Source organism: Streptomyces sp. MGP-BFMKR1, assembly GCF_057766585.1.
This window is the reverse complement of record NZ_CM173408.1, coordinates 7,603,117-7,623,847: the sequence shown is the minus strand read 5'-3', so window position 1 is coordinate 7,623,847 and position 20,731 is coordinate 7,603,117. Positions and strand designations below refer to the sequence as shown.

The 20,731-nt window shown below is 75.0% G+C and carries 15 protein-coding genes; 8 read left to right on the top strand and 7 right to left on the bottom strand.

All coding sequences use genetic code 11. From position 1 onward, the window contains the following. Positions 1–37: 37 nt before the first annotated feature. Entirely contained in the window at positions 38–904 is an 867-nt protein-coding gene (locus AC3CHW_RS30705) for an eCIS core domain-containing protein (RefSeq protein ID WP_488468628.1), read from the bottom strand. 293 nt (positions 905–1,197) lie between these two features. Here AC3CHW_RS30705 and AC3CHW_RS30700 point away from each other — a divergent pair, with 293 nt between their 5' ends. Then, a complete protein-coding gene (locus AC3CHW_RS30700) occupies positions 1,198–1,626 on the top strand; it encodes a hypothetical protein (protein WP_488468627.1) in 429 nt (142 codons plus the stop codon). Positions 1,627–1,717: 91 nt separating this feature from the next. On the opposite strand, the gene AC3CHW_RS30695 is transcribed toward AC3CHW_RS30700, so the two are convergent. Next, entirely contained in the window at positions 1,718–2,749 is a 1,032-nt protein-coding gene (locus AC3CHW_RS30695; protein ID WP_488468626.1) for a chitinase, read from the bottom strand. A gap of 443 nt (positions 2,750–3,192) precedes the next feature. Further along, positions 3,193–4,245, bottom strand: a complete 1,053-nt coding sequence (locus AC3CHW_RS30690; protein WP_488468625.1) for a dihydrodipicolinate synthase family protein — start codon at positions 4,243–4,245, stop codon at positions 3,193–3,195. A 72-nt stretch (positions 4,246–4,317) separates the two neighbouring features. Here AC3CHW_RS30690 and AC3CHW_RS30685 point away from each other — a divergent pair, with 72 nt between their 5' ends. From AC3CHW_RS30685 to AC3CHW_RS30665, 5 genes are all read left to right on the top strand, one after another. Then, entirely contained in the window at positions 4,318–5,361 is a 1,044-nt protein-coding gene (locus tag AC3CHW_RS30685) for a LysR family transcriptional regulator (RefSeq protein ID WP_488468624.1), read from the top strand. Positions 5,362–5,406: 45 nt separating this feature from the next. Beyond that, complete coding sequence (locus AC3CHW_RS30680) at positions 5,407–6,117, top strand: transketolase (RefSeq protein ID WP_359322116.1); 711 nt, start codon at positions 5,407–5,409, stop codon at positions 6,115–6,117. Between the two features lie 114 nt (positions 6,118–6,231). After that, positions 6,232–7,134, top strand: a complete 903-nt coding sequence (locus AC3CHW_RS30675; protein WP_488468623.1) for a transketolase family protein — start codon at positions 6,232–6,234, stop codon at positions 7,132–7,134. Between the two features lie 496 nt (positions 7,135–7,630). After that, positions 7,631–10,897, top strand: a complete 3,267-nt coding sequence (locus tag AC3CHW_RS30670) for an amidohydrolase family protein (RefSeq protein ID WP_488471223.1) — start codon at positions 7,631–7,633, stop codon at positions 10,895–10,897. Positions 10,898–11,065: 168 nt separating this feature from the next. After that, positions 11,066–14,194, top strand: coding sequence for a glycoside hydrolase family 2 TIM barrel-domain containing protein (locus AC3CHW_RS30665; protein WP_488468622.1), 3,129 nt, complete (start codon positions 11,066–11,068; stop codon positions 14,192–14,194). Between the two features lie 184 nt (positions 14,195–14,378). Here the strand turns inward: AC3CHW_RS30665 and yczE are convergent, their stop codons facing one another. Beyond that, positions 14,379–15,197, bottom strand: a complete 819-nt coding sequence (gene yczE / locus AC3CHW_RS30660) for a membrane protein YczE (protein ID WP_488468621.1) — start codon at positions 15,195–15,197, stop codon at positions 14,379–14,381. A gap of 224 nt (positions 15,198–15,421) precedes the next feature. Between yczE and yczR the strand changes: the two genes are divergently transcribed. Beyond that, positions 15,422–16,852 carry a MocR-like transcription factor YczR gene (gene yczR, locus AC3CHW_RS30655; RefSeq protein WP_488468620.1) on the top strand — a complete coding sequence of 477 codons (1,431 nt, stop codon included), beginning with the start codon at positions 15,422–15,424 and terminating at the stop codon, positions 16,850–16,852. 171 nt (positions 16,853–17,023) lie between these two features. Here the strand turns inward: yczR and AC3CHW_RS30650 are convergent, their stop codons facing one another. After that, complete coding sequence (locus tag AC3CHW_RS30650) at positions 17,024–18,211, bottom strand: FUSC family protein (protein ID WP_459247644.1); 1,188 nt, start codon at positions 18,209–18,211, stop codon at positions 17,024–17,026. Between the two features lie 384 nt (positions 18,212–18,595). Here AC3CHW_RS30650 and AC3CHW_RS30645 point away from each other — a divergent pair, with 384 nt between their 5' ends. Beyond that, a complete protein-coding gene (locus AC3CHW_RS30645) occupies positions 18,596–18,724 on the top strand; it encodes a hypothetical protein (RefSeq protein WP_488468619.1) in 129 nt (42 codons plus the stop codon). A 75-nt stretch (positions 18,725–18,799) separates the two neighbouring features. Here the strand turns inward: AC3CHW_RS30645 and AC3CHW_RS30640 are convergent, their stop codons facing one another. Both AC3CHW_RS30640 and AC3CHW_RS30635 read right to left on the bottom strand, forming a co-directional pair. Next, entirely contained in the window at positions 18,800–19,018 is a 219-nt protein-coding gene (locus AC3CHW_RS30640; protein ID WP_398609084.1) for a hypothetical protein, read from the bottom strand. 509 nt (positions 19,019–19,527) lie between these two features. After that, complete coding sequence (locus tag AC3CHW_RS30635) at positions 19,528–20,712, bottom strand: MBL fold metallo-hydrolase (protein WP_488468618.1); 1,185 nt, start codon at positions 20,710–20,712, stop codon at positions 19,528–19,530. Positions 20,713–20,731 lie beyond the last annotated feature (19 nt).

Genomic DNA, 20,731 nt, shown 5'->3' with positions numbered 1-20,731 from the left:
GGGACGGAGGTCGGAGGTGAGGGCTCTCGCCGGGGGCCTACTCGGGCGGGGTTTCCTCCTCCTCTTCCTCCGGCTTCTTCTCCGCCCGTTGCACGAACGCGCCCTGCACGTCCGCCGGTTCCTCGTCCTCGCCCTCCTCGGCGGCGCGCTGCACGGCGGGCGCGGCCGAGAGCTGGACGGCCGCCGGGGCCGCCGGGGCTGCGGCCGGCTGCGGCGCGGCGGACTCGGCCGGCTGGGGCGTGGGCGCCGGCGGCTCCGCCATGACCCGCTCGGCGGTGCTGGCGGCCTCCTGCTCGAAGCGGTCCCCCGGGTCGCTCACCCGGATGCCGCCCGGCGCCTCGGCGCCGTCGACGGGCCCGGAGCGCTGCTGGACGACGTGCGTCAGCTCGTGGGCGAGCATCGTGCGGCCCTGTTGCGAGGACGTGTCGTAGGCGTCGCGCTGGAAGACGACGTTGTTGCCGACGGTGTACGCGTGGGCGCCGACCTCCTTCGCCGAGTCGTGCGCCGCGGCGTCGGTGTGCACCCGCACGTCGGAGAAGTCGGCGCCGAGCCGGGTCTCCATGTCGGTGCGCGTCTCGGGGTCCAGGGCCTGCCCGCCGCCCGAGGACACCACGTCGTGCACCGACGAACGCGGCTGCTCCACGGCCTCTTCGGTGGCCTCGGTCGCCTCGTTCTCCCCGGCTGCCTTGCGCTGGACGAGGGTGCGGGCGGCGCTGTTGCCGACGGCGCGTTGCAGGGTCGCCATGCCGGCGCGGCCGAGGACGTCGGTACGGCCGGCGACGGCGGCCCGCAGGACGTGCGGGGTACGGGCCCGCTCGTGGGCCTCGGCCGCCGCGCCGCGCGCGCCGGCCTCGTGGTGCTCGTGGTGCTCGTGCTGCTCGTGGTCGTGCTCGTGTCGGCGCATCGTCGGCTCCCTTGGGGCGTCCCCCACCCGGCGTCCTGTCGCCCTCCAGCCTGGGCGCCGGCCCGGCCTCGCGTCCAGGCCAGCTCCCGGCGGAGCCGGGCAGCCCTGGCTGCACCTTCGGGCAGCGGCGGCGACTCGGCGCGCCACACCACCGCCGACGCCACCCGACGCGTGCCGGACTCGGGGTGGGGCCGTTCCGGACGTGGCGGGTCCGGGCGGCGGGGTGGCATCATCCGAGGCGGCCACCGGCAGCCAGGGCGGTTGCGGCGACGGCCACGGCGGGGGGCAGGGCAGTGTGGGACGGTCGGTACGTACGGTTCCAGGGCACGACCCGCAACGAGCGCGGCGCCTACCCCGGCATCTTCGTGCTCGTCAACGGGCTGGCGCTAGAGGGCAGGCTGACCGCCGAGCAGGAGCGCTTTCGGCGGGCCTCGAACGCCTGGTACGACGCCGCGTACACCAACCCCTCCCACGTCGACGCGTCGGTGTACGACCGCGAGCGGCATCCGACGGCCGTGGCCTGGTTCAGGAGCTCGGCCCGGCACCTCATCGAGCGGGCTGACGGCTATCTGGAGATCCTGACGGCGCACGGCGTCGAGTGGGTGCGGCTCAGCTCGACCGATCCGGGGCGCGTGCTCTACGAGGACGCGGTGCAGATCGTCGTGGTGCCGCACGCGTCGGCCGCGCCCGGGAGCGCGTCCGACGTCGCGCGCTCGCGGTGAGGGCCCGGGCCACGCCCCTGGTGCGACCCGGGCCCCGTGCGCCCGCGCGCCGCCGGGCGCGGGGCCCGGGCGGCTCGCGGACGGGCTCGGATCAGCCCTGGTAGCCGGCGAGGATCTTGGAGAACTCCCACTGCTTCTGGTCGATCCCGCTGCACGAGCCGCCGTCGCCGCCGCCCGCGCACGGCCGGTCCCGGTTCACGGCCCAGAAGCTGACTCGCGCCAGGTGGTGCTGCTTGGCGTAGTTGACCATCTCCTGGAAGCCGGCCGGGGTGACGACCTCGCCCCGCACGTCGGTCTTGCCGTTCATCGAGGAGAAGCCGACCTTGCGGTACGCGGCGGCGTCGCTCAACCCGTACTCGGCCTTCACGATGTTCTTCAGGCCGTCCACGGCCGACTTGGTGGCGGCCACCATGTCGGTCGTGCCGTCACCGAAGTCGAACGGCATGACGGTCCAACCGTCCACGTCCAGGCCGGCCTTGGCGCCCTTGCGCACCAGGTCCTTGCCCGGCGCGATGGGGCCGCTCGGGGCGGTGCCGAAGGTGACGTAGACCTTCAGGCCCCGGTTCCTGTCCTTGAGGATCTTCAGCGCGTCGATGACCCGCTTGCGTACCGGCTCGCTCTCGACCTCGGTGGACTCGATGTCGATGTCGATCGAGTCGAGCTTGTACGCGTCGATCACCTTCTGGTACGCGCCGGCGAGGTCGGCGGCGGACTTGCATGCCTCGCCGAGCTTGTTGCCGCTCCAGCCGCCGATGGACGGGGTGATGGAACCGCCCGCCGCCTGCACGGCCTTGATGGTCTGCGCGTCCCGCCCGCCGGCCAGCGGGCGCTGGCCGTCCCAGGCGGGCTCGCAGCCGCCCTTGGCGAGGATGAAGGCCATGGTGAGCTGGGTGTTGCCGGTGGCCTTGAGGAACTCCGTCGCGTTCGGCGGGTTGCCCCAACCGAGGTAGAGATAGGGGCCGTTGAGGCCGCTGACCGCGGCCTTGTCCGCCCCTCTGGCGGGCTGCTGCTCTGCCGACTCCTGGGGTGTTGCCTGCGCGGTGGCCGTCATGACTCCGGCGGCGGTGAGCGCCACGGCGAACCCGAGTGCGAGGCGGCGGCGCGGTGCGAGGTGGGGGTGCACGGCACGCTCCAATCACGTGGAGGGGATGTGGCGTGGCGCACGCTATCCGCGTGTCATGGTCCAGACAATAGAAACGTTAGGAAAGTTTCCTGTTGGCTGGAGTTCGCCCACCCACAGCCCGCGCCGCATCCCTCTTCGCGCCTGTCCTCTTTCTCAAACCGCCAGTTCAGCGCGGTGGTTGGGGCACGACGCGGCCGTCGCGGCCGGTCGTTGCGCGCCAGCGGTCGGCGCTCCGGCGCACCGCGCCGCCTGCGCGCCCGTACGCCGGCGGGCTCCGTACGCCAGCGGTCTCCGTACGCCGGCGCGTCTCGCTCGGGTCGCGGGGCGGTGGTGCTCCGGGCGGGGGCGGCCGGGGCGGCTGTCAGGCCGGCGGCCGACAGACCGGGCACGGCTGCGCGCCGGTGCCGCCTGTCGTACCCGCCCGCCCGCACACCCGCAGGCCCTCACACCCGCACCCGCTCCTTCCCGGCTACGCCCGCCGTGCCCCGCGGCGCGGCCACGTCCGGCGCCGCCGTTCCGGCCAGGGGTGCCGGGGCCGGCGCGGCGGCCGGAGCGGTCGGGGCGGGGTCGGCCGGCGCGTCGGGGCAGGGCGCGTCCAGGGCCGCCACCTCCGCGAGCCGGCGCATCGCCGCCCGGACGGCGCCCGGCCCCGCGGGCAGCAGCGGCAGCCGGACGGCGGGCGTGGGGATGCGGCCCTGGGCGGCCAACACGCCCTTGACCACGGTGGGGTTGGGCTCGGCGAACACGGCGGCGGCGAGGCCGGCCAGCGCGTGCCCCAGCGCGCGGGCCCGCTCGACCCGTCCGGTGCGCCAGGCGGCGACGAGTTCGGCGAACCGCTCCGGGGCCAGTTGCGCCGTCGCGAGGATGCCGCCCGTGGCACCGACGGCCATCAGCGGGGCCACGAACAGGTCGTCGCCCGCCAGCACCGCGCGCCCCTCGGGGAGGTCTTCGAGCAGCGCGAGGGCCTCGGCGTCCACGCCGCCCGTCGCGTACTTGACGCCGGCGACGCCCGGCAGCCGGACCAGCGCGCGCAGCGTCGCGGCGGTGAGCGGCTGACCGGTGCGGTACGGGATGTGGTAGACGACCAGCGGTACGGGGCTGCCGGCCGCCAGCTCCGTGAAGTGCGCGAGCACGCCCGCGTCCGAGGGCCGCGAGAAGTAGGGCACCGGGACGAGGGCCGCGGTGATCTCGGGCCAGGCGGCGAGCGCGGCCAACTCCGCCGCGCTGCCCCTCGTGTCGTGGGAGCCCGCGCCCACCACGAGCGGGGCGGAGCGCCGGGCGCAGACGCGGGCGCACACGTCGATGACGGTGCGCCGCTCCGCCGCGTCCAGCGTGGCGGGCTCCCCCGTCGTGCCGAGCGCGACGATGCCGGTGGCGCCGCCGTCGAGGACGGCGTGGGCGAGCCCTTCGAGCGCGTCGACGGCGATGGCTCCGTCGGCGTCGAAGGGCGTGATCAGTGGCGTGTAGAGCCCGTGCAAGGGCAGGTGCGGCGTCATGCGGCTGAGCCTGCCGCAGCCCGAAGATGCAGGTCCAGTTCGCTTTTCTGGCATCGAGCGTAAGCTGAGCTGATGCTTGACGTCCGCCGTCTACGCCTGCTGCGCGAACTCGCCCTGCGCGGGACCATCGCCGCCGTCGCCGAGGCCCTGGCCTTCACCCCCTCCGCCGTCTCCCAGCAACTCAGCGCCCTGGAACGCGAGGCGGGGGTGCCACTGCTGGAGCGCACCGGGCGCCGGGTGACGCTCACCCCCGCCGGCCAGCGCCTGGTGCCGCACGCCGAGGCGGTGTTGGAGCGGTTGGAGCTGGCCGCCGCCGAGTTGGTCGACGCCCGGCAGGGGCTGGCCGGCCCCCTGCGGATCGGCACCTTCCCCACCGCGGCCCGGGCCATCCTGCCGGCCGCGCTGGTCGCGCTGGCCGACCGGCATCCACGGCTTGAGCCGATGCTCTCCGAGGTGGACCCGGCGGCGGTGGCGGACGCGCTGCGGGCCGGCGAACTAGACGTGGCGCTGGTGCACGACTACGACTTCGTCCCCTCTCTGGCGGAGCCGGGCCTCGCCACGGAGCCGCTGTGCGCCGAGGCGATGTACCTGGCCTCGCTCACCCCGCCCGAGCCGCCCGCCGCGGCGCCGGTCGGGGCGCGGCGGCCGACTGGTGCGCGCGCCGGCGCGGCGGGGCCCGGGGGCGCGCCGGCGTGCGAGGGCGACGACGGGTCCGGGCTCGCGCGCTGGCGGGACGCGACGTGGATCACGGCCACGCCGGGGACGCTGTGCCACGCCATGACGATCCGGGCCTGTCAGGCGGCCGGCTTCGCGCCTCGGGTGCGGCATCAGGTGGACGAGTTCGCCACGGTGCTCGCCCTGGTCGCGGCGGGTCAGGGAGTGGCGCTCGTACCGCAGCTCGGCCTGGTGCACCCGCCGCCGCAGGTGACGCTGGCGCCGATGGCGATGAGCCGCCGGACCAGGATCGCCTTCCGTAGCGGCGCCGGCCGGCATCCGGCCGTCGCGGCCGTCGCGGCGGCGCTGCGCGCGGTGGTCGCGGAGGACGCCCCGGACGGGCACGGCGGCCCGCGCGGGCCCCTCACGATCGACGACACGGGGCGCACCACGGCCGTCTGAGGGCGACTTGACTTCAAGTCGACTTGAAGTTGCAGGCTACCTGCCATGAACACCACGACGCTCGAAACCCCGCCGACCACCCCTTCCGGCTACGCCGCGCTGCCCGGGCTGATGAGCCTGATGACCGGCGACGAGAAGCACGACGCCGCGGCCACGTCCACGCTGGACGCGCTGTGGGTGCTCTACGACCGCGTGCTGCGCGTCTCGCCGAGCGAGGTCGACTCCCCCGGCCGCGACCGGTTCCTGCTCTCCAAGGGGCACGGCCCGATGGCGTACTACGCGGTCCTCGCCGCCAAGGGTTTCCTGCCCGTCTCGACGCTACCGACCTTCGGGGCGTACGACTCGCCGCTCGGCCACCACCCGGACCGCACGCTCGTCCCCGGCGTCGAGATCGGCAGCGGGTCGCTCGGGCACGGGCTGCCGCTCGCCGTGGGGGCGGCGCTCGGGTTGCGGGCCCAGGGGCTGACCGACTCCGCCGTCTGGGTCCTGATCGGGGACGCCGAACTGGACGAGGGCAGCAACCACGAGGCCATCGCGTACGCGGGCGCCGCCGGTCTGGCGCGGCTGCACACCCTGGTCATCGACAACGCCTCGGCCACGCACGGTTGGCCGGGCGGTATCGCCTCCCGCTTCGAGGCCGCGGGCTGGTCCGCGACGACCGTGGACGGCCGGGACCACGAGGCGCTGTACGCGGCCTACACGCAGCCGCATCCGGACCGGCCGCACGCGGTGGTCGCCCGCGTCGAGCCCAAGTAACCCGCCCCCACGTAACCCGCCCCACCGCGCGCCCGGACCTCGCACGCCGCGAGCCCCAACGCGCCGTCCCGTCACCACCCACCCACCCCACCCACCGTTCGGAGAGACCCACCCATGGACACCATGCGCGAGCGCTTCACCGCCATCACCTCCAGGCTCCTGGACGAGGACCCCCGCCTCGCGGTCGTCCTTGCCGACATCAGCGCGGACCGGTTCACCGACGCCGCCCGGGCCCATCCGGATCGGGTGATCAACGTGGGCATCCGCGAGCAGTTGCTCGTCAGCACCGGCGGCGGGCTCGCCCTGACCGGCATGCGCCCGATCGTGCACACCTTCGCCAGCTTCCTCGTGGAGCGCCCCTTCGAACAGGTGAAGCTGGACTTCGGGCACCAGGGGACGGGCGGCGTGCTGGTCAGCGCCGGCGGCTCGTACGACTGGCCCGCCGGCGGCTTCACCCACATGGCGCCGGGCGACGTGGCCCTGCTCGACACGCTGGACGGCTGGACGATCCACGTGCCGGGCCACCCGGACGAGGCGGAGACCCTGCTGCGACACGCGGCAGCCGCCGGTGACGACCGGGTCTACCTGCGCCTTTCCGAGCAGTCCAACACGGCGCCACGCCCCGTGGACGGCGCCACCCTGCACACCGTGCGCCGGGGGCGGCGCGGGGTCGTGGTGGCCGTCGGGCCGATGGTGGACAACGTGCTCGCCGCCGTCGCCGGCCTGGACGTGACGGTGCTGTACGCGACGACGGTGCGCCCCCTGGACACCGCGACGCTGCGGTCGGCCGCCGGCGCCACCGACGCGGCCGACGTGGTCCTGGTCGAGCCCTACCTGGCGGGCACGTCCTCGGCCGCCGCCGGCGAGGCGCTCGTCGACCTCCCGCACCGGGTGCTGGGGCTCGGCGTGGCCCGCCGCGAGTTGCGCCGGTACGGCACCATCGAGGAGCACCTGGCGGGCCAGGGCCTGGACCCGGCCGGACTGCGCGCCCGCATCGCGGGCTTCCTCGGCGCGTGAGCCGGGGCGGGGCGGATCGGGGCAGGGTGGGCGACGGGTGGGCGGGGACGCGCTGGGTGGACCAGGCAGAGCGGCCCGGGTCGTGCTCGGGTCGCGCCCGCCCGCGTGACGGCCTCGTGTCGGGCGCGTGACGGCTCGCGGGTGACGGGCGGTCACGTCGGATGAGGCCAACGACCCCTGTACAGCGGTGAAGTGACCGATCGTCGGGGCCGCCGTGGTGACGGCCAGGGAAATACGAGCCGGCGATGCGGTGTTGACCTTCCGACCCTCGTCCGTGTCACGATCAGGCGCTTTGTTCTCCGCTCCCGCCCCGCGCAACCCTCGCGTTTCAGGAGGATCGTTGGACACCACCGCCCCACCCGCCGCTCCGCACGACCCCGCCGGCGCCCCCGCCGCCACGCCCCCGGCGGCGCCCGCCGCCGACGCCCCCAGCGAACCCACCGCCGGCCTCGAAACCACCGCCGCGACGCCGGTCGACCCACCCACCCGCTCCCCGCTGTCGCGGCGCACCTTCCTGCAGGCCGCGGCCGGCACCGCCGCCCTCGCGGGCGGGGCCGTGGGGCTCGTCCCCGAGCCGGCCGCCGCGGCGCCGCACCGGGCCACCCTGTCGTTCACGGCCGCCACCAACGGCGCGGCGACGCTGGCCCCGGCCGGTGACCGGCTCGTCGCCGAGGTGCAGAACATCCTGTGGTCCATCCCGCGCGCGGGCGGCGAGGCCACCGCGCTGACCACGCCCGACCTCGAGCCCACCCGCCCGGTGTTCGCGCCCGACGGCAGGACGCTGGCCGTCTGCGCCTACCGGGGTGGCGGGTTCCACCTGTGGACGCTGCGCCCCGACGGCACCGGGCTGCGGCAGCTCACCGACGGGCCGTGGGACGACCGCGGCCCGGCGTGGTCCCCGGACGGCACGCGGATCGCGTTCGCCTCCGAGCGCGGGGGCGACCCCGTGAAGGGCAGTCCGTACCGGGTGTGGGTGCTCGACGTGCGCAGCCGCCGGCTCACCCAACTCACCGGCCTGCCCGGCCAGGACGGGCCGCACCAGGACGGCGCCTGGGAGGACTTCGACCCGGTGTGGTCGCCGGACGGCGCGCGGGTGTTCTTCGTGCGCGGCAGGCTGGTGAACGCCGCGCTCGACGCCCGCACCATCGCCTCCGTGCCCGCCGACGGCGCCGGCCCGGTCACCGTCGAGCACACCGACACCAGCACGGCGCAGCTCATGACGCCCGCCCTGGCACCCGACGGCAGGCTCGCCTACCTGCGCACCACCCCGGCGCCCGCCGCCTCCTGCACGCTGGTCGTGGACGGCGCCCCGGTCAAGGTCGGCGGCGACGTGCTGCCGGTGCCGCCGCGCTGGGTGTCACGCGATGAGTTGCTGCTCACGGTGGATGGCCAGTTCCAGCTCGTACGGCCGGGGCGGGCCGGCGCGCGGGAGGACGCCGCGGGTGCGCCGGGCGGCTCCGCGGCGCTCACGGGCGCCGAGGTCATCGCGTTCTCCGCCACGCTGCCGGTGCGGCGGCCCCGCTACCGGGTCAAGCGCTACGACTTCGACGGCGCCGGCGTGCGCCCGGTGCGCGGCGTGCATCTGCCCGCGCTGTCGCCGGACGGCCGGCGGGTGGCGTTCGCCGCGCTCGACTCGCTGTGGGTGGCCGACATCGGCGGCGGCCGGCCCCCGCGCCGCGTCGTGCGCACCGACCCCACCCGCTATCTGCTGGCCCCGACCTGGACGCGGGACGGCAGCGCGCTGGTCTACGCCGACGACCGGGACGGCCTGTTCGCGGTGCGCCGCCGCGACCTGCGCTCGGGGGCGGAGACGGTGCTGGCCTCCGGCGGCCGGGTGCAGCCGGCGCTCTCGCCCGACGGCAAGCGGCTGGCCAGCATCGACATGTCGGGCAACCTCGTCGTACGCGACCTGGCGGCCGGCACGGAACGGGTGCTGGCGGCGCCGCTCGGCGCGGGCGGCCTGCCCGGGCGGCCGAGCTGGTCGCCGGACGGGCGGTGGCTGGCACTGTGCGACCGCAACCGGCTCAACCAGCGCTTCCGCGAGGGGTACAACCTCATCCGCGTGGTCGACGCCGACAGCGGCCAGGCCAGGCTGCACGCCGTCGCCCCGCACGTGTCGATCTCCGACCGCTACGACTCGGGCCCGGTCTGGTCGCCCGACGGCCGCCACATGGCCGTCGTCACCGAGTCCGCGCTGTGGCTGCTGCCGGTGCGCCCGGACGGTACGCCCGACGGCGCGCCGCGCCAGCTCACCGAGGAGAACGCGGACCACCCCTCCTGGTCCGGGGACTCGCGCACGCTGCTCTACCTCTCGTCGGGCAGGCTGCGGCTGGTCTCGGCCGACGGCGGCACGCCCCGTACGGTCCGCGTCGCGCTCGACTACCGGCGTCGGCGGCCCGAGGACCTGGTGGTGCACGCGGGGCAGGTGTGGGACGGCACGGGCGAGGCGGTGCGCGAGGACGTGGACCTGCTGGTGCGCGGCGGGCGGATCGCCGGCATCGAGCCGCACCGCGCGGGCCGGGCCGCCAACCGCCGCGTGGACGCCTCCGGGCACACCGTCATCCCGGGCCTGTGGGACGCGCACACCCACCCCTGGCAGGTGACCTACGGCGGACGGCAGCCCGCCTCCCAGCTCGCGTACGGCATCACCACGGCCGTCTCCTTCGGTGGCTTCGCCTACGAACAGCTCCGCATCCGCGAGGCGATCGCGGCCGGTGCCCTGGCCGGGCCGCGCCTGCTGACCACGGGCGAGCTGCTGGACGGCGGCCGGGTGGCGTACAGCATGGGGCGCGCGCACCGCACGCGGGCCGGGCTGCGCCGCTCGCTGGCCCGGGCCGAGGCCCTGGACTGGGACTTCGTCAAGACGTACGTCAGGGCGCCGGGCTGGATCATGGAAGAGGCGGCCCGGTTCGCGCACGAGCGGCTCGGGGTGCGCTCCGGCAGCCACCTGTGCACGCCCGGCGTGCAGCTCGGGCAGGACCTGACGACCCATCTCCAGGCCACCCAGCGCCTTGAGTACGGCCATGCCACGTCCGCCACCGGGCGCGCGTACCAGGACCTGCGCGAGATCTACACGGCCGGCGGTGACTTCCACATGGTCGCCACGCCGTTCACCTCGTCGCCGCTGGTGGGCGCCGACCCGTCGGTGGCGGACGACGAGCGGGTGACCCGGCTGATGCCGCCGTGGGACACCGCGTTGGTGCGCCAGCTCGCGGCGCAGCCGCCGACGGAGGCACAGCTCGCGGCGTTGGGCACGGAGATCGACGTGTACCGGCGGGTCCTCGCCGACGGCGGTCTTGTCGCGCTCGGCACGGACGCGCCGCTGGTGCCCGTGGGGCTCGGGCTGCACATGGGGCTGCGCGCGCTGCACCGGGGCGGGCTGACGCCGGCGCAGGCGCTGCGCACGGCCACCTCGGTCTCGGCCAGGGTGTTCGGCGCCGAGCGCGAGTCGGGCACGCTGGAGCCGGGCAAGCTCGCGGACCTGGCCGTGGTGGACGGCGACCCGTTCACGGACTTCGACTCGCTGGTGCGGGTGGTCTCCGTGTTGCGGGGCGGGGTGCGCTACGAGACGCGCGCGTTGGTCGAGGCGTTCCCGGCGGGCGACACGCTGCCGGCGGGGCCCGCGCCAGGCCACCGGCACGCCGACACGCCCGACCACCGGCACGCCGACGGGGCTGCCGGGGCTGCCGGTGCCCATGAGGCAAGCTGGCTGGAGGTGGGGCGGCTGTTGCGCCGGGACTCCTGCTGCGAGGGCGAGGGCTGATCCGGCGCGTGGGTGGGTCCGGTGCGCTCCGGCGCGGGCGCCCCGGACCCACCCGCTCCGGCCCTCCCGCCGCCGCACCGCACCGACAGTCCACTGGCTCGCCACCTGGTCGCAACCACAGGGTGGTAGGGAGCCAGGCCTGAGCCCGGCAGCCCGTGAGGAGCAAGGATGAGTCACTCCGCAGCGACTCCCCACCCCTACTACGAGGACGTCTCGCCTGGCAGCGGCACCCTGCCGCCCCGGTCCCACTCCCCCGCGTCCGACGCCCGGCGGCTGGACCTCAGCGGCACCTGGCGCTTCCGCCTGTCGCCCGGCGCGACCACCGCGAGCACGGACTTCGCCCGGCCGGAGTTCGACGCCACCGCCTGGGACGAGGTGCCCGTGCCCGCGCACTGGGGGTTGCACGCCGGCCCGAAGACCCACCCCACGACCCCGCCGATCTACACCAACACCGGCTACCCCTTCCCGGTGGACCCGCCACGCGTGCCCGCCGAGCACAACCCCACCGGGGACCACCGACTCGTCTTCGACCTGCCGGCCGACTGGCCCACCACGGGCGAGGCCGTACTGCGCTTCGAGGGCGTGGAGTCCTTCGCGCGCGTCTGGCTCAACGGCCGGGAGCTGGGCACCTTCCAGGGCAGCCGGCTGCCGCACGAGTTCGCCGTGGGCCCGCTCCGCGCCCCGGACGAGGGCGACGAGCACGCGCTGCGCGAGCGGGGCAACGTGCTGGCCGTGCGGGTCCACCAGTGGTCGGCCGGCAGCTACCTGGAGGACCAGGACCAGTGGTGGCTGCCCGGCATCTTCCGCGAGGTGACGCTGGTACACCGCCCCGCCGGCGCCGTCGCCGACTACTTCGTACACGCCAGCTACGACCACCGGGACGGGCGCGGGACGCTGTGCGTGGACAGCGAGCCCGCCGGCCGGGTCACGGTGCCGGAACTCGGCCTGAACCTGGCCACCGGTGAGAGCGCGAGCCTTCCCGTCGAGCCGTGGACGGCCGAGGCGCCACGGCTGTACGCGGGCGAGTTGGTCACCGAGGGCGAGCGGGTGCCGCTGCGCATCGGCTTCCGCACCGTGGCCGTCGAGGACGGGCTGTTGCGGGTCAACGGGCAGCGGGTGCTGTTCCGGGGCGTGAACCGGCACGAGTTCCACCCGGAGACCGGCCGCGCCCTCGACCTGGAGACGATGCGGCGCGACGTACTCCTGATGAAGCGGCACAACATCAACGCCGTGCGCACCAGCCACTACCCGCCCCACCCCGCCTTCCTCGACCTGTGCGACGAAATGGGCCTGTGGGTCATCGACGAGTGCGACCTGGAGACGCACGGCTTCCACGCCGTCGGCTGGCGGCGCAACCCCGTGGCCGACGACCGGTGGACGCCCGCGCTGCTCGACCGCGCGGCCCGCACCGTCGAGCGGGACAAGAACCACCCGGCGGTCATCATGTGGTCGCTGGGCAACGAGTGCGGCACCGGCGCCGGCCTGTCCGCGATGGCCGCCGCGATCCGCGACCGCGACCCGGACCGCCCGCTGCACTACGAGGGCGACCCGACCTGCGCCGACGTGGACGTCTACTCGCGGATGTACGCCCCGCACGCGGAGGTCGAGGCCATCGGCCGCCGCGCCGAGCCACCGCTGCCGGACCCCGCGCTCGACGCGCGCCGCCGCGCCCTGCCGTTCATCCTGTGCGAGTACGCGCACGCCATGGGCAACGGGCCCGGCGGGCTCAGCGAGTACCAGCGGCTGTTCGAACGGTACGAGCGCTGCCAGGGCGGCTTCGTCTGGGAGTGGATCGACCACGGCATCGCCCGCCGCACCGCCGACGGCACGCCGTACTTCGCGTACGGCGGGGACTTCGGTGAGGAGTTGCACGACGGCAACTTCGTCTGCGACGGCCTCCTCTTCCCCGACCGCACCCCGTCGCCCGGCCTCGTCGAGTACAAGAAGGTGATCGAGCCCGTCCGCATCGCGCCCGTCGGCGGCCCGCACGACACCGACGGCACGGCGACGGGCCCGGTCTCCGGCGTACGCGTCAGCAACCTGCACGACTTCGTGGACCTGGCGCACCTGACCTTCCGCTGGTCGTACGAGGTGGCGGGCGAGGCCGTGGCGCGGGGCGAACTGGCCGTCCCGCCGCTGGCCCCCGGCGAGTCGGCGGACGTCAAGCTGCCGCTCGTCGAGGACAGGGCGCGGCCGGCGGGCGAGGCGGTGTGGACGGTACGCGCCGAACTGGCCACCGACACGCCCTGGGCGCCGGCCGGCCACGAGGTGGCCTGGGGCCAGTGGCTCGCGGAGCCGGACACCGCCGCGAGCGACCCGCTGGCCGCGCCGGCGAGCGCGGCTGCGACGCCCGTCTCGAACGAGGTCGGCGAGTCCGACGACGACGCGCCGGCGAGCGCCGCCGCGCGCGTCGCGCCCCGGACCGCCGACGACGGACGGACCCTCCTCCTCGGCCCCGGCGCCTTCGACGCGGGCACCGGCGCGCTGCGCTCGCTGGGCGGCAGGCCGGTGGTGGGCCCGCGGCTCGACGTCTGGCGGGCGCCGACCGACAACGACGAGGGCGCCCCCTGGCAACCCGACGTCCGCTACGGCACCGTGTGGCGGCGCGCCGGGCTGCACCGCATGCGGCACCGCACCACGCGGGTGCGCGCCGAGGACGGGGCGCTGACGGTCGAGGCCAGGGTCGCGCCCGCCGCCACCGACCGCGCGCTGTCCGTCGTCTACCACTGGTCCGCCACCGCGTCCCGGCTGCGCCTGACGGTCAGTGTGATCCCCGAGGGCGACTGGGACTTCCCGCTTCCCCGACTCGGGGTACGGCTCGGGGTGAGCGCCGACCTGGGCGAGGCCGAGTGGTACGGCGGCGGCCCGGGCGAGGCGTACCCGGACACTGCGGCGGCCTCGCGCCTCGGCCGGTACGCCATGTCGGTGGACCAGATGCAGACCCCGTACGTGCGTCCGCAGGAGAACGGGGCGCGCGCGGACGTGCGCTGGGCCCGGCTGCGCGGGGCGGACGGCGGGTGGCTGCGGGTGGACGGGGAGCCACCGTTCTGGTTCACCGCGCGCCGCTGGACGAGCGAGCAACTGGACGCCGCGACGCACACCCCCGACCTGGTGCCCGGCGACCGGATCTGGCTCAACCTCGACCACCGGCAACACGGCATCGGCACCCAGTCCTGCGGCCCGGGCGTCCTGCCCGCGCACCGCCTCGACGCGGGCCCGGCGACCTTCTCGCTCACCTTCTCGGCCGGCGGCCCCGGCGCGAGCCCGGCGACCGAGGACCCGGCCGCCGCGTCGTAGCGCGCGGGGCGACGCGACCCCGGCGGCGGACGGCGCAGTCAGGCCATCCGCCGCCGGGGGCCCGCCGGGGGGCGTACGCGGGCGGCCGGGGGGCCGAGCCCGGGGCCGCCGAGCGCGCCCGCGCACGGCGCTGACCCGCGCCGACGACGCGGACCTACGGCACGGCGCCGACCACCGCGCCCCCTCAGCCGGTCGCGGCCGTCGCGCGCTCGGCCGGGGTGCGGTAGGCGCACAGGGGCAGGCAGAACTGGGTGATCGTGCCGACCGTGAGCGCGTAGGCCACGGTGCCCACCCCCACGCCGCCGCCCAGCAGCCAGCCCACCGCCAGCACGGTGAGTTCGATCAGGGTGCGGACGAGCCGAAGGGAGCGCCCGGTCAGGGCGGACGCGCCGGTCATCAGCCCGTCCCGTGGCCCGGGCCCGCAGCGCGCGCCGACGTAGACCGCGACGGCCAGCCCGTTCAGCGCGATGCCGCCGACGAGGAGGGCGATCCGGCCGGGCGGTCCCAGGTCCGCGGGCAGCAGCCACAGGCCGAGGTCGGCGGAGAACGCCAGGACGACGATGTTGGCCACGGTGCCGAACGTCGGCCGCTGCCGCAGGGGAATCCACAGCAGCAGCACGAGCGCCCCCACGAGGCCGCTGATGGTGCCGAAGCTCAGCGAGGTGTGCCGCTCCAACCCCTCGTACAGCACGCTCCACGGGTTGATGCCGAGCGCGGCCCGCACCATGACCGCCAGGCTGAAGCCGTACAGCGCGAGCCCGGCGAACAGTTGCGGCAACCGCCGCAGCGGGCGCTCACCGAGCCGGACGTAGGTCAGCGGTGGGCCGCCGCCGGCCTGGGGCTGTCGGGAGCGGGCCGGTCGCGCGGGTGCGGTGCCTGGGCCGGGTGCGGTGCCTGGGCCGGGCGCGGTGCCTGGGCCGGGCGCGGGCTCGGGTGCGGGTGCGGGTGCGGGCCGGCCAGGTCGGGGCTCGTACGCGGAGGGTCCCGTCGTGTCCTGCTGCATGTCTCGTCGCCTCCGCCGTTTCGTACGCCATCACGCCACCTCGCCCGCGTGAGCCGCCGAGGGTCTGCCCGGGCCGTGACCGTGGGCCGTGGGCCACCAACGGCCGCCGGTGGGCCACTCTGTAGAGTGATTGGCCTGGAAAACAGGGCCAATATCGGGAGGGTGGTATGGCTGACGCGCGCGGGTTCCCATCCGGAGGTCGATCGGGCCGTACGGAGCGGAGCGTGGGGAGCCGTCAACTCGCCGCGATGCTGCCGGACCCGGCGGGGGCCCGGCCCGCCTACCGCCACCTGGCCCAGGCCATCAGCGCGCTGATCCTGGACGGGCGGATCGCCCTGCACGTGAAGCTGCCCGCCGAGCGGGAGTTGGCCACCGCCCTGCGCACCAGCCGTACCACCGTCACCGCCGTGTACGACCTGCTGCGCGAGAGCGGCTACGCGCGCAGCCGCCAGGGCTCCGGCACCTGGACGTCCCTGCCCGACGGGCACGCCCCCACCGGCGTGGGCCGGCTGCTCGGGACCCAGGACACCGCGATCGACCTGGCCAGGGCCGCCTCCGGCATGCCCGAGCAGGCGCTGCTCGACGCCCTCGCCGAGATCACCCCGCACCTGGTCGAGCACGTCCACACGCCCGGCTACCACCCGTACGGCCTACCGGAGCTGCGCGCCGCCATCGCCGAGCGGTTCACCGCGCGCGGCCTGCCGACCGTGCCCGAGCAGATCCTGGTGACCTCGGGGGCCCAACACGCGCTCACCCTCGTCCTGGGTCTGCTGTGCGGTCCTGGCGACCGGGTCGTGGTCGAGAACCCGTCCTATCCCAACGCCCTGGAGGCCATGCGCCGCGCACGGCTGCGCACCGTGTCGGTGCCGGTCACCGACACCGGCTGGGATATCGAGATCATCGAGTCGACCCTGCGCCAGGTGGTGCCCCAACTGGCCTACCTCATACCTGACTTCCACAACCCCACCGGACTCCTCATGCCCGAGGCCGACCGCGGCCGGGTGCTGCGCGCCGCCGGGCGCTCCGGCTCGTGGTTGGTCATCGACGAGACCCTGACCGACCTCGCGCTCGACGTCCCGGCCCCGCCGCCGTTCGCCTCGCACGCCGCGCCGGGCGGCACCGGACAGGTCATCACCATCGGCTCGATGAGCAAGACCCACTGGGGCGGGCTGCGGATCGGCTGGCTGCGCGCGCCCGCGCGCCTGGTCACCGAGTTGGCGGGGCAGCGCGTCGCCGCCGACATGGGCGGATCGGTGCTGGACCAACTCCTGGCCGTCGCCCTGCTGGCGCGGGCCGGCGAGTCGCTGCCGCCCCGGCTGGAGCGGATGCGCGAGCAGCGCGCGGCGCTCACCACGGCCCTGGCCGAGCACCTTCCGGGGTGGACCTGGCGGCTACCGCCCGGCGGGCTCTCGCTCTGGGTCGACCTGGCCGAGCCGATCGCCTCGGCACTGGCCGACCGGGCGCTGGACCACGGCGTACGCATCGAGAGCGGCGCCGTCTTCGCCGCCGACCCCGGCATCTTCGAACAGCGGCTGCGCATCCCCTTCACCATGCCGGCGGACACGCTGCGCGAGGCGGTACACCGGATGGCCGCCGCCCTCGCCGACGGCCTCCCCGCCCATCCCGCGTCGCGACGCCCGCACTGGGTCGCGTAGGACGAGCGCCGACGCCCCGGTCGACGGCTCACGGCTGATGGCTGACGACTCACGGCCGACGGCGCGCCGAACAACCGGCGCCCGACGGCGCTCGCGCACGGCCGGCCCGCGTGAGCGGCCGAACAACCCCACACCCAGCGGTCCAGCAACTCGGCGGCCGGCCGCGCGGCGTCACAACCTGACGAGCTTGCGCAGCCGGGGAAAGCGCCCGCGGTCCTCGCGGGCGTTGCGGTCGAGTTCCTCCATGAGCCGCGTGGTGCGGTGCTCCATGTCCATCTCGTCCAGCATCCGGTCGATCTCCGAGAGCAGCGCGCCGCGCAGGTGCCACTGGCGGGGGTCGGCTTGGACGGACTCGCCGAGCAGGCGCGCGGCCCGTTCCCGGCTGTCCGCCGCCGCGTCCAACACCTCCGTCAGCCGTGTCTCGGCCTGCTGCGCGTCGGCGCTGACCTGCGTGGTGACCAGGACGGCGAAGCTCTCGACGGCGTCGGCGACGTGCTCGATCAGCTCCGCCAGCGCGTCGGCCACCTCGGGCTCGAACAGTGGCTCGTCCCTGCGGTGCTTGGCCAGGTCGGTGAGCGTACGGGTGAGCACGCGCACCACCACGGTGCAGATCTCCAACGTGTCCAGGCCCGTACGCAGCACCACCCGGTGCAACAGGCCCTCCTTGACCCGCGGGTTGAGGCGCAGGCTGTCCTCCGCCTGCCGCAGCGCGGCATCCACCCGGGCGACGTCGTTGTCCAACCGACGGGCCTCGTGCAGGCGTGCCGCGGCGCGGTCGACGGGGGTGTGCTCGCCGAGCCCGCCCCTGATGTGCAGCAACAGCTCGCGCAGCCGGCAGGCCAGGTCCTCGATGTGCTCGCTGGCGGTCTGCACCCAGACCGGTGGCGCGAAGAGGAAGTTGAACAGCAGCCCGACGATGGCCCCGATCAGCGTCTCCAGCACCCGGTCCCAGGCCGTGTTGGCCACCCGGGTCACCCCGAGGACGAGCATGGCGCTGATCGCCACCTCGGCGGTGAACTCGCGCACCTTGACCAGGTGCCCCGCGGCCAGCGAGGCCAGGATGATCAGGCCGAGGCTCCACCAGGACAGCCCGACGAGCGAGCTGAACGCGATGGCGATGAGCACCCCGGAGACCACCGCGTTGACCCGCCGAATGCCGGTGGTCAGCGTGGCGTACAGGGTGACCTGCACGACGAGCAGGGCGGTCAGCGGCGCCGTCAGCGGCACCGGTTCGCTGCTGAGCTGGAGGGCCACGGCATACGAGATGGTCGCCGCCGCCGTGGACCGTATCGCCTGCACGACGGTGGGGTGGCGGCTGCGTTTGGTCAGTTCGGCTACGGGCTCCTTCACGTCGGGCACGTCCTGCCTGTCCCGCCCCCAGCCACCTCCGACACCGAAATGCCCGCTCTGCCACCTGCCTGGCGGTAGGCGAGCCAACCGCGCACCGAGGGCCGACAGGCCCACCGCGCCGGGTCGCGCCGCGTCACGCCTCCTCCTTCACACTCCCGTCAACGCTCCTGTCAGCGTCTCCCGCCTGGCCGTCTTCCCCGTTCACCCGCCGCACGCACATCTCGGACAGGTCCGCCTGGGATCACCCGTCCGACCGACCGACTCGGCCAGTCGGGTGATCGATCCGCCTGCGGACGACCGTCCGTGACGGTCCGCTCCCCGAGGTCAGGGGGTGGAATGGCTGGCACCTCACGACGGCTCTGCCCGAGCGGCCCGTCCACGATGGGCACACGGATGCGCACGGATGCTTCGGGCATGGGCATGGGCATGGGCATGATGCTGGTCGCGGCCAAGGCCGTCTCGCTGCTCACGCCCCACGCCGAGACGAAGGCGTTCCGGAGCAGATCGTCGTGTCCGCCGTGAAGCCGAAGGCCGCGATCGCCGAGGCATGGGCTCACAGCACTGAGCGGGGCGGCCGTGGCCGCCCCGCGGGTACAGCTAGTTGCCCTGCCTCTTGATGTAGGTGAGCGCACTCATGCCGAGGCCAAAGGCTCCCGCCAAAGCTCCGGCACCCCCAGCCACGGCAGCGCCAGGTGCTGTCCCGAGCAGGGCGAGCACGAGGCCAGACACAAGGCCGACGACCATCGAGGTCGACAGGAGCAGACAGACCTCCAGAGTGCGGTGGTCGCACACGTCCTGAGTCGAGTTGGTTGCCATCCAGGCACCTCCATGCAGCTCTCACATATTCCGCTGAATCCGGGCAGATGTCCCCCCGGACATCACCCACGGATCTCGGCGGAAGCAGGCTCTTAGCGCCTGATTACGGAGAGTTGGAGCCTTCGGCGTGACAACCTCAAGTGACCGCTCCTGTCGGGCAGTTGATACCCCACCACCGTACAACAGTCTTCGATACGCCTGCCAGCCATTAGGAGTTGACGTCATCCGCCGGCTGACCGCGCAGCCCACGGGCAAGCGCCCACCACGGGCAACGGGGACCAGACCAGAAAGGGGCCGCCATCCGGGACCGCGGGTGAGAACGGGTGGTCCGGGCACGGGCTGGCTGGTTCGATCGACCGAGCGTGTGCTACCCGGGGGCGGCGCGTGGCCCCCGTGCAGCGGGATCTCCCGGAGACCGTACCGGCCGCGCTCCAGCGGTCACGCGCGGAGGTCGGCTGGTGGCGGGCCGGCTCGTGCACGAGCCGCCCGTTCGGGTTCCGCCTCCGGCGTCATCGCTCGTCGCCCGGCTCACGGTCCGCGCGGGTCGGCGGCTGCGGGCCCACGGCGTCGGGGCGGCGCCACGGGCGGTCGACGGGCTCGCACGCCACCCGCCACCAGGGAGCCACCGGCACCTCCCCCGCGGGCTCGAAGGGCTCGCCGGGGCGGGGGAACGCCACCGGGACGCCGGCGTCCGCGGCGGCGTCCCTGGTCCACTCGGCCGGCTCGGCCCACGGGTGCGGGGCCAGGTTGAAGGTGGCCCAGTGGATGGGCAGGAGCACGCCGCTGGCCCCGCCCTGGAGGTCGAGGTGCGTACGCACCCCCTCGGCGGGCGTCATGTGGATCTCGGGCCAGAACTCGCTGTACGCGCCGATCTGGATCATCGTCGCGTCGAACGGCCCGTACTGCCGGCCGATGTCCGTGAACTCCGCGAAGTACCCGGTGTCCCCGCTGTGGAAGACCCGGTGGCGCGGGCCGGCCACGACCCAGGAGGCCCACAGCGTGTGCTGTCCGCCGCGCAGTCCGCGCCCGCAGAAGTGGCGGGCCGGCGTCGCGGTCAGCGTCAGGTGGGCGACCTTGCCGGACTCGTGCCAGTCCAGCTCGGTGATCCGGGTGGCCGGCACCCCCCAGTGCTCCAGGTCGGCCCCGACGCCCAGCGGCACGACGAAGGCCGTGTCGGTGCGGGCCAGGGCGCGGATCGTCGGCATGTCGAGGTGGTCGTAGTGGTCGTGGGAGATGACCACGACGTCCATCGGTGGCAGCTCCGCCAGCGGCAGCGGCACCGGGTGCAGGCGCCGCGGCCCGGCGAAGGGGAAGGGGGAACACCGCTGGCCCCACACCGGGTCGAAGAGCACTCGCTGCCCGTCGATCTCGGCCAGCACGCTGGAGTGCCCCATCCAGGTGAGCCGCAACCCCGAGGCCGGCTCCGCGGCCCAGTCGGCCGCGATCGGGTGGTGCACCGGCACGTGGCCACGCGGTGCCCTGCGGGCCCGGTCGACCTTGCTGAGCTGGGTGAGCAGCAACCGACCGGTGGAGCCGGGAAGCAGGGTGCGGGTCGGCAACGGGTTGCGGAACTGACCGGCGACGAACTGCGGTGACCGCCGCATGCGTGCCAACCGCTCTCCCGTCGGGTCGGCCCCGAAGGCCGCCGGCCGCAGCGCGGCGATGGGCTTGCGTCGAGCGTGGGGGCCGGTCAAGGCACCTCCTAGGAAGGGG

Bases quoted from the DNA above. Each gene is read 5' to 3' on its own strand.
- AC3CHW_RS30680 (WP_359322116.1), top strand. From the start codon at position 5,407: ATGAACACCACGACGCTCGAAACCCCGCCGACCACCCCTTCCGGCTAC.
- AC3CHW_RS30640 (WP_398609084.1), bottom strand. From the start codon at position 19,018: ATGGCAACCAACTCGACTCAGGACGTGTGCGACCACCGCACTCTGGAG.
- AC3CHW_RS30675 (WP_488468623.1), top strand. From the start codon at position 6,232: ATGGACACCATGCGCGAGCGCTTCACCGCCATCACCTCCAGGCTCCTG.
- AC3CHW_RS30705 (WP_488468628.1), bottom strand. From the start codon at position 904: ATGCGCCGACACGAGCACGACCACGAGCAGCACGAGCACCACGAGCAC.
- AC3CHW_RS30685 (WP_488468624.1), top strand. From the start codon at position 4,318: ATGCTTGACGTCCGCCGTCTACGCCTGCTGCGCGAACTCGCCCTGCGC.
- AC3CHW_RS30645 (WP_488468619.1), top strand. From the start codon at position 18,596: ATGCGCACGGATGCTTCGGGCATGGGCATGGGCATGGGCATGATGCTG.
- yczE (WP_488468621.1), bottom strand. From the start codon at position 15,197: ATGCAGCAGGACACGACGGGACCCTCCGCGTACGAGCCCCGACCTGGC.
- AC3CHW_RS30665 (WP_488468622.1), top strand. From the start codon at position 11,066: ATGAGTCACTCCGCAGCGACTCCCCACCCCTACTACGAGGACGTCTCG.
- AC3CHW_RS30690 (WP_488468625.1), bottom strand. From the start codon at position 4,245: ATGACGCCGCACCTGCCCTTGCACGGGCTCTACACGCCACTGATCACG.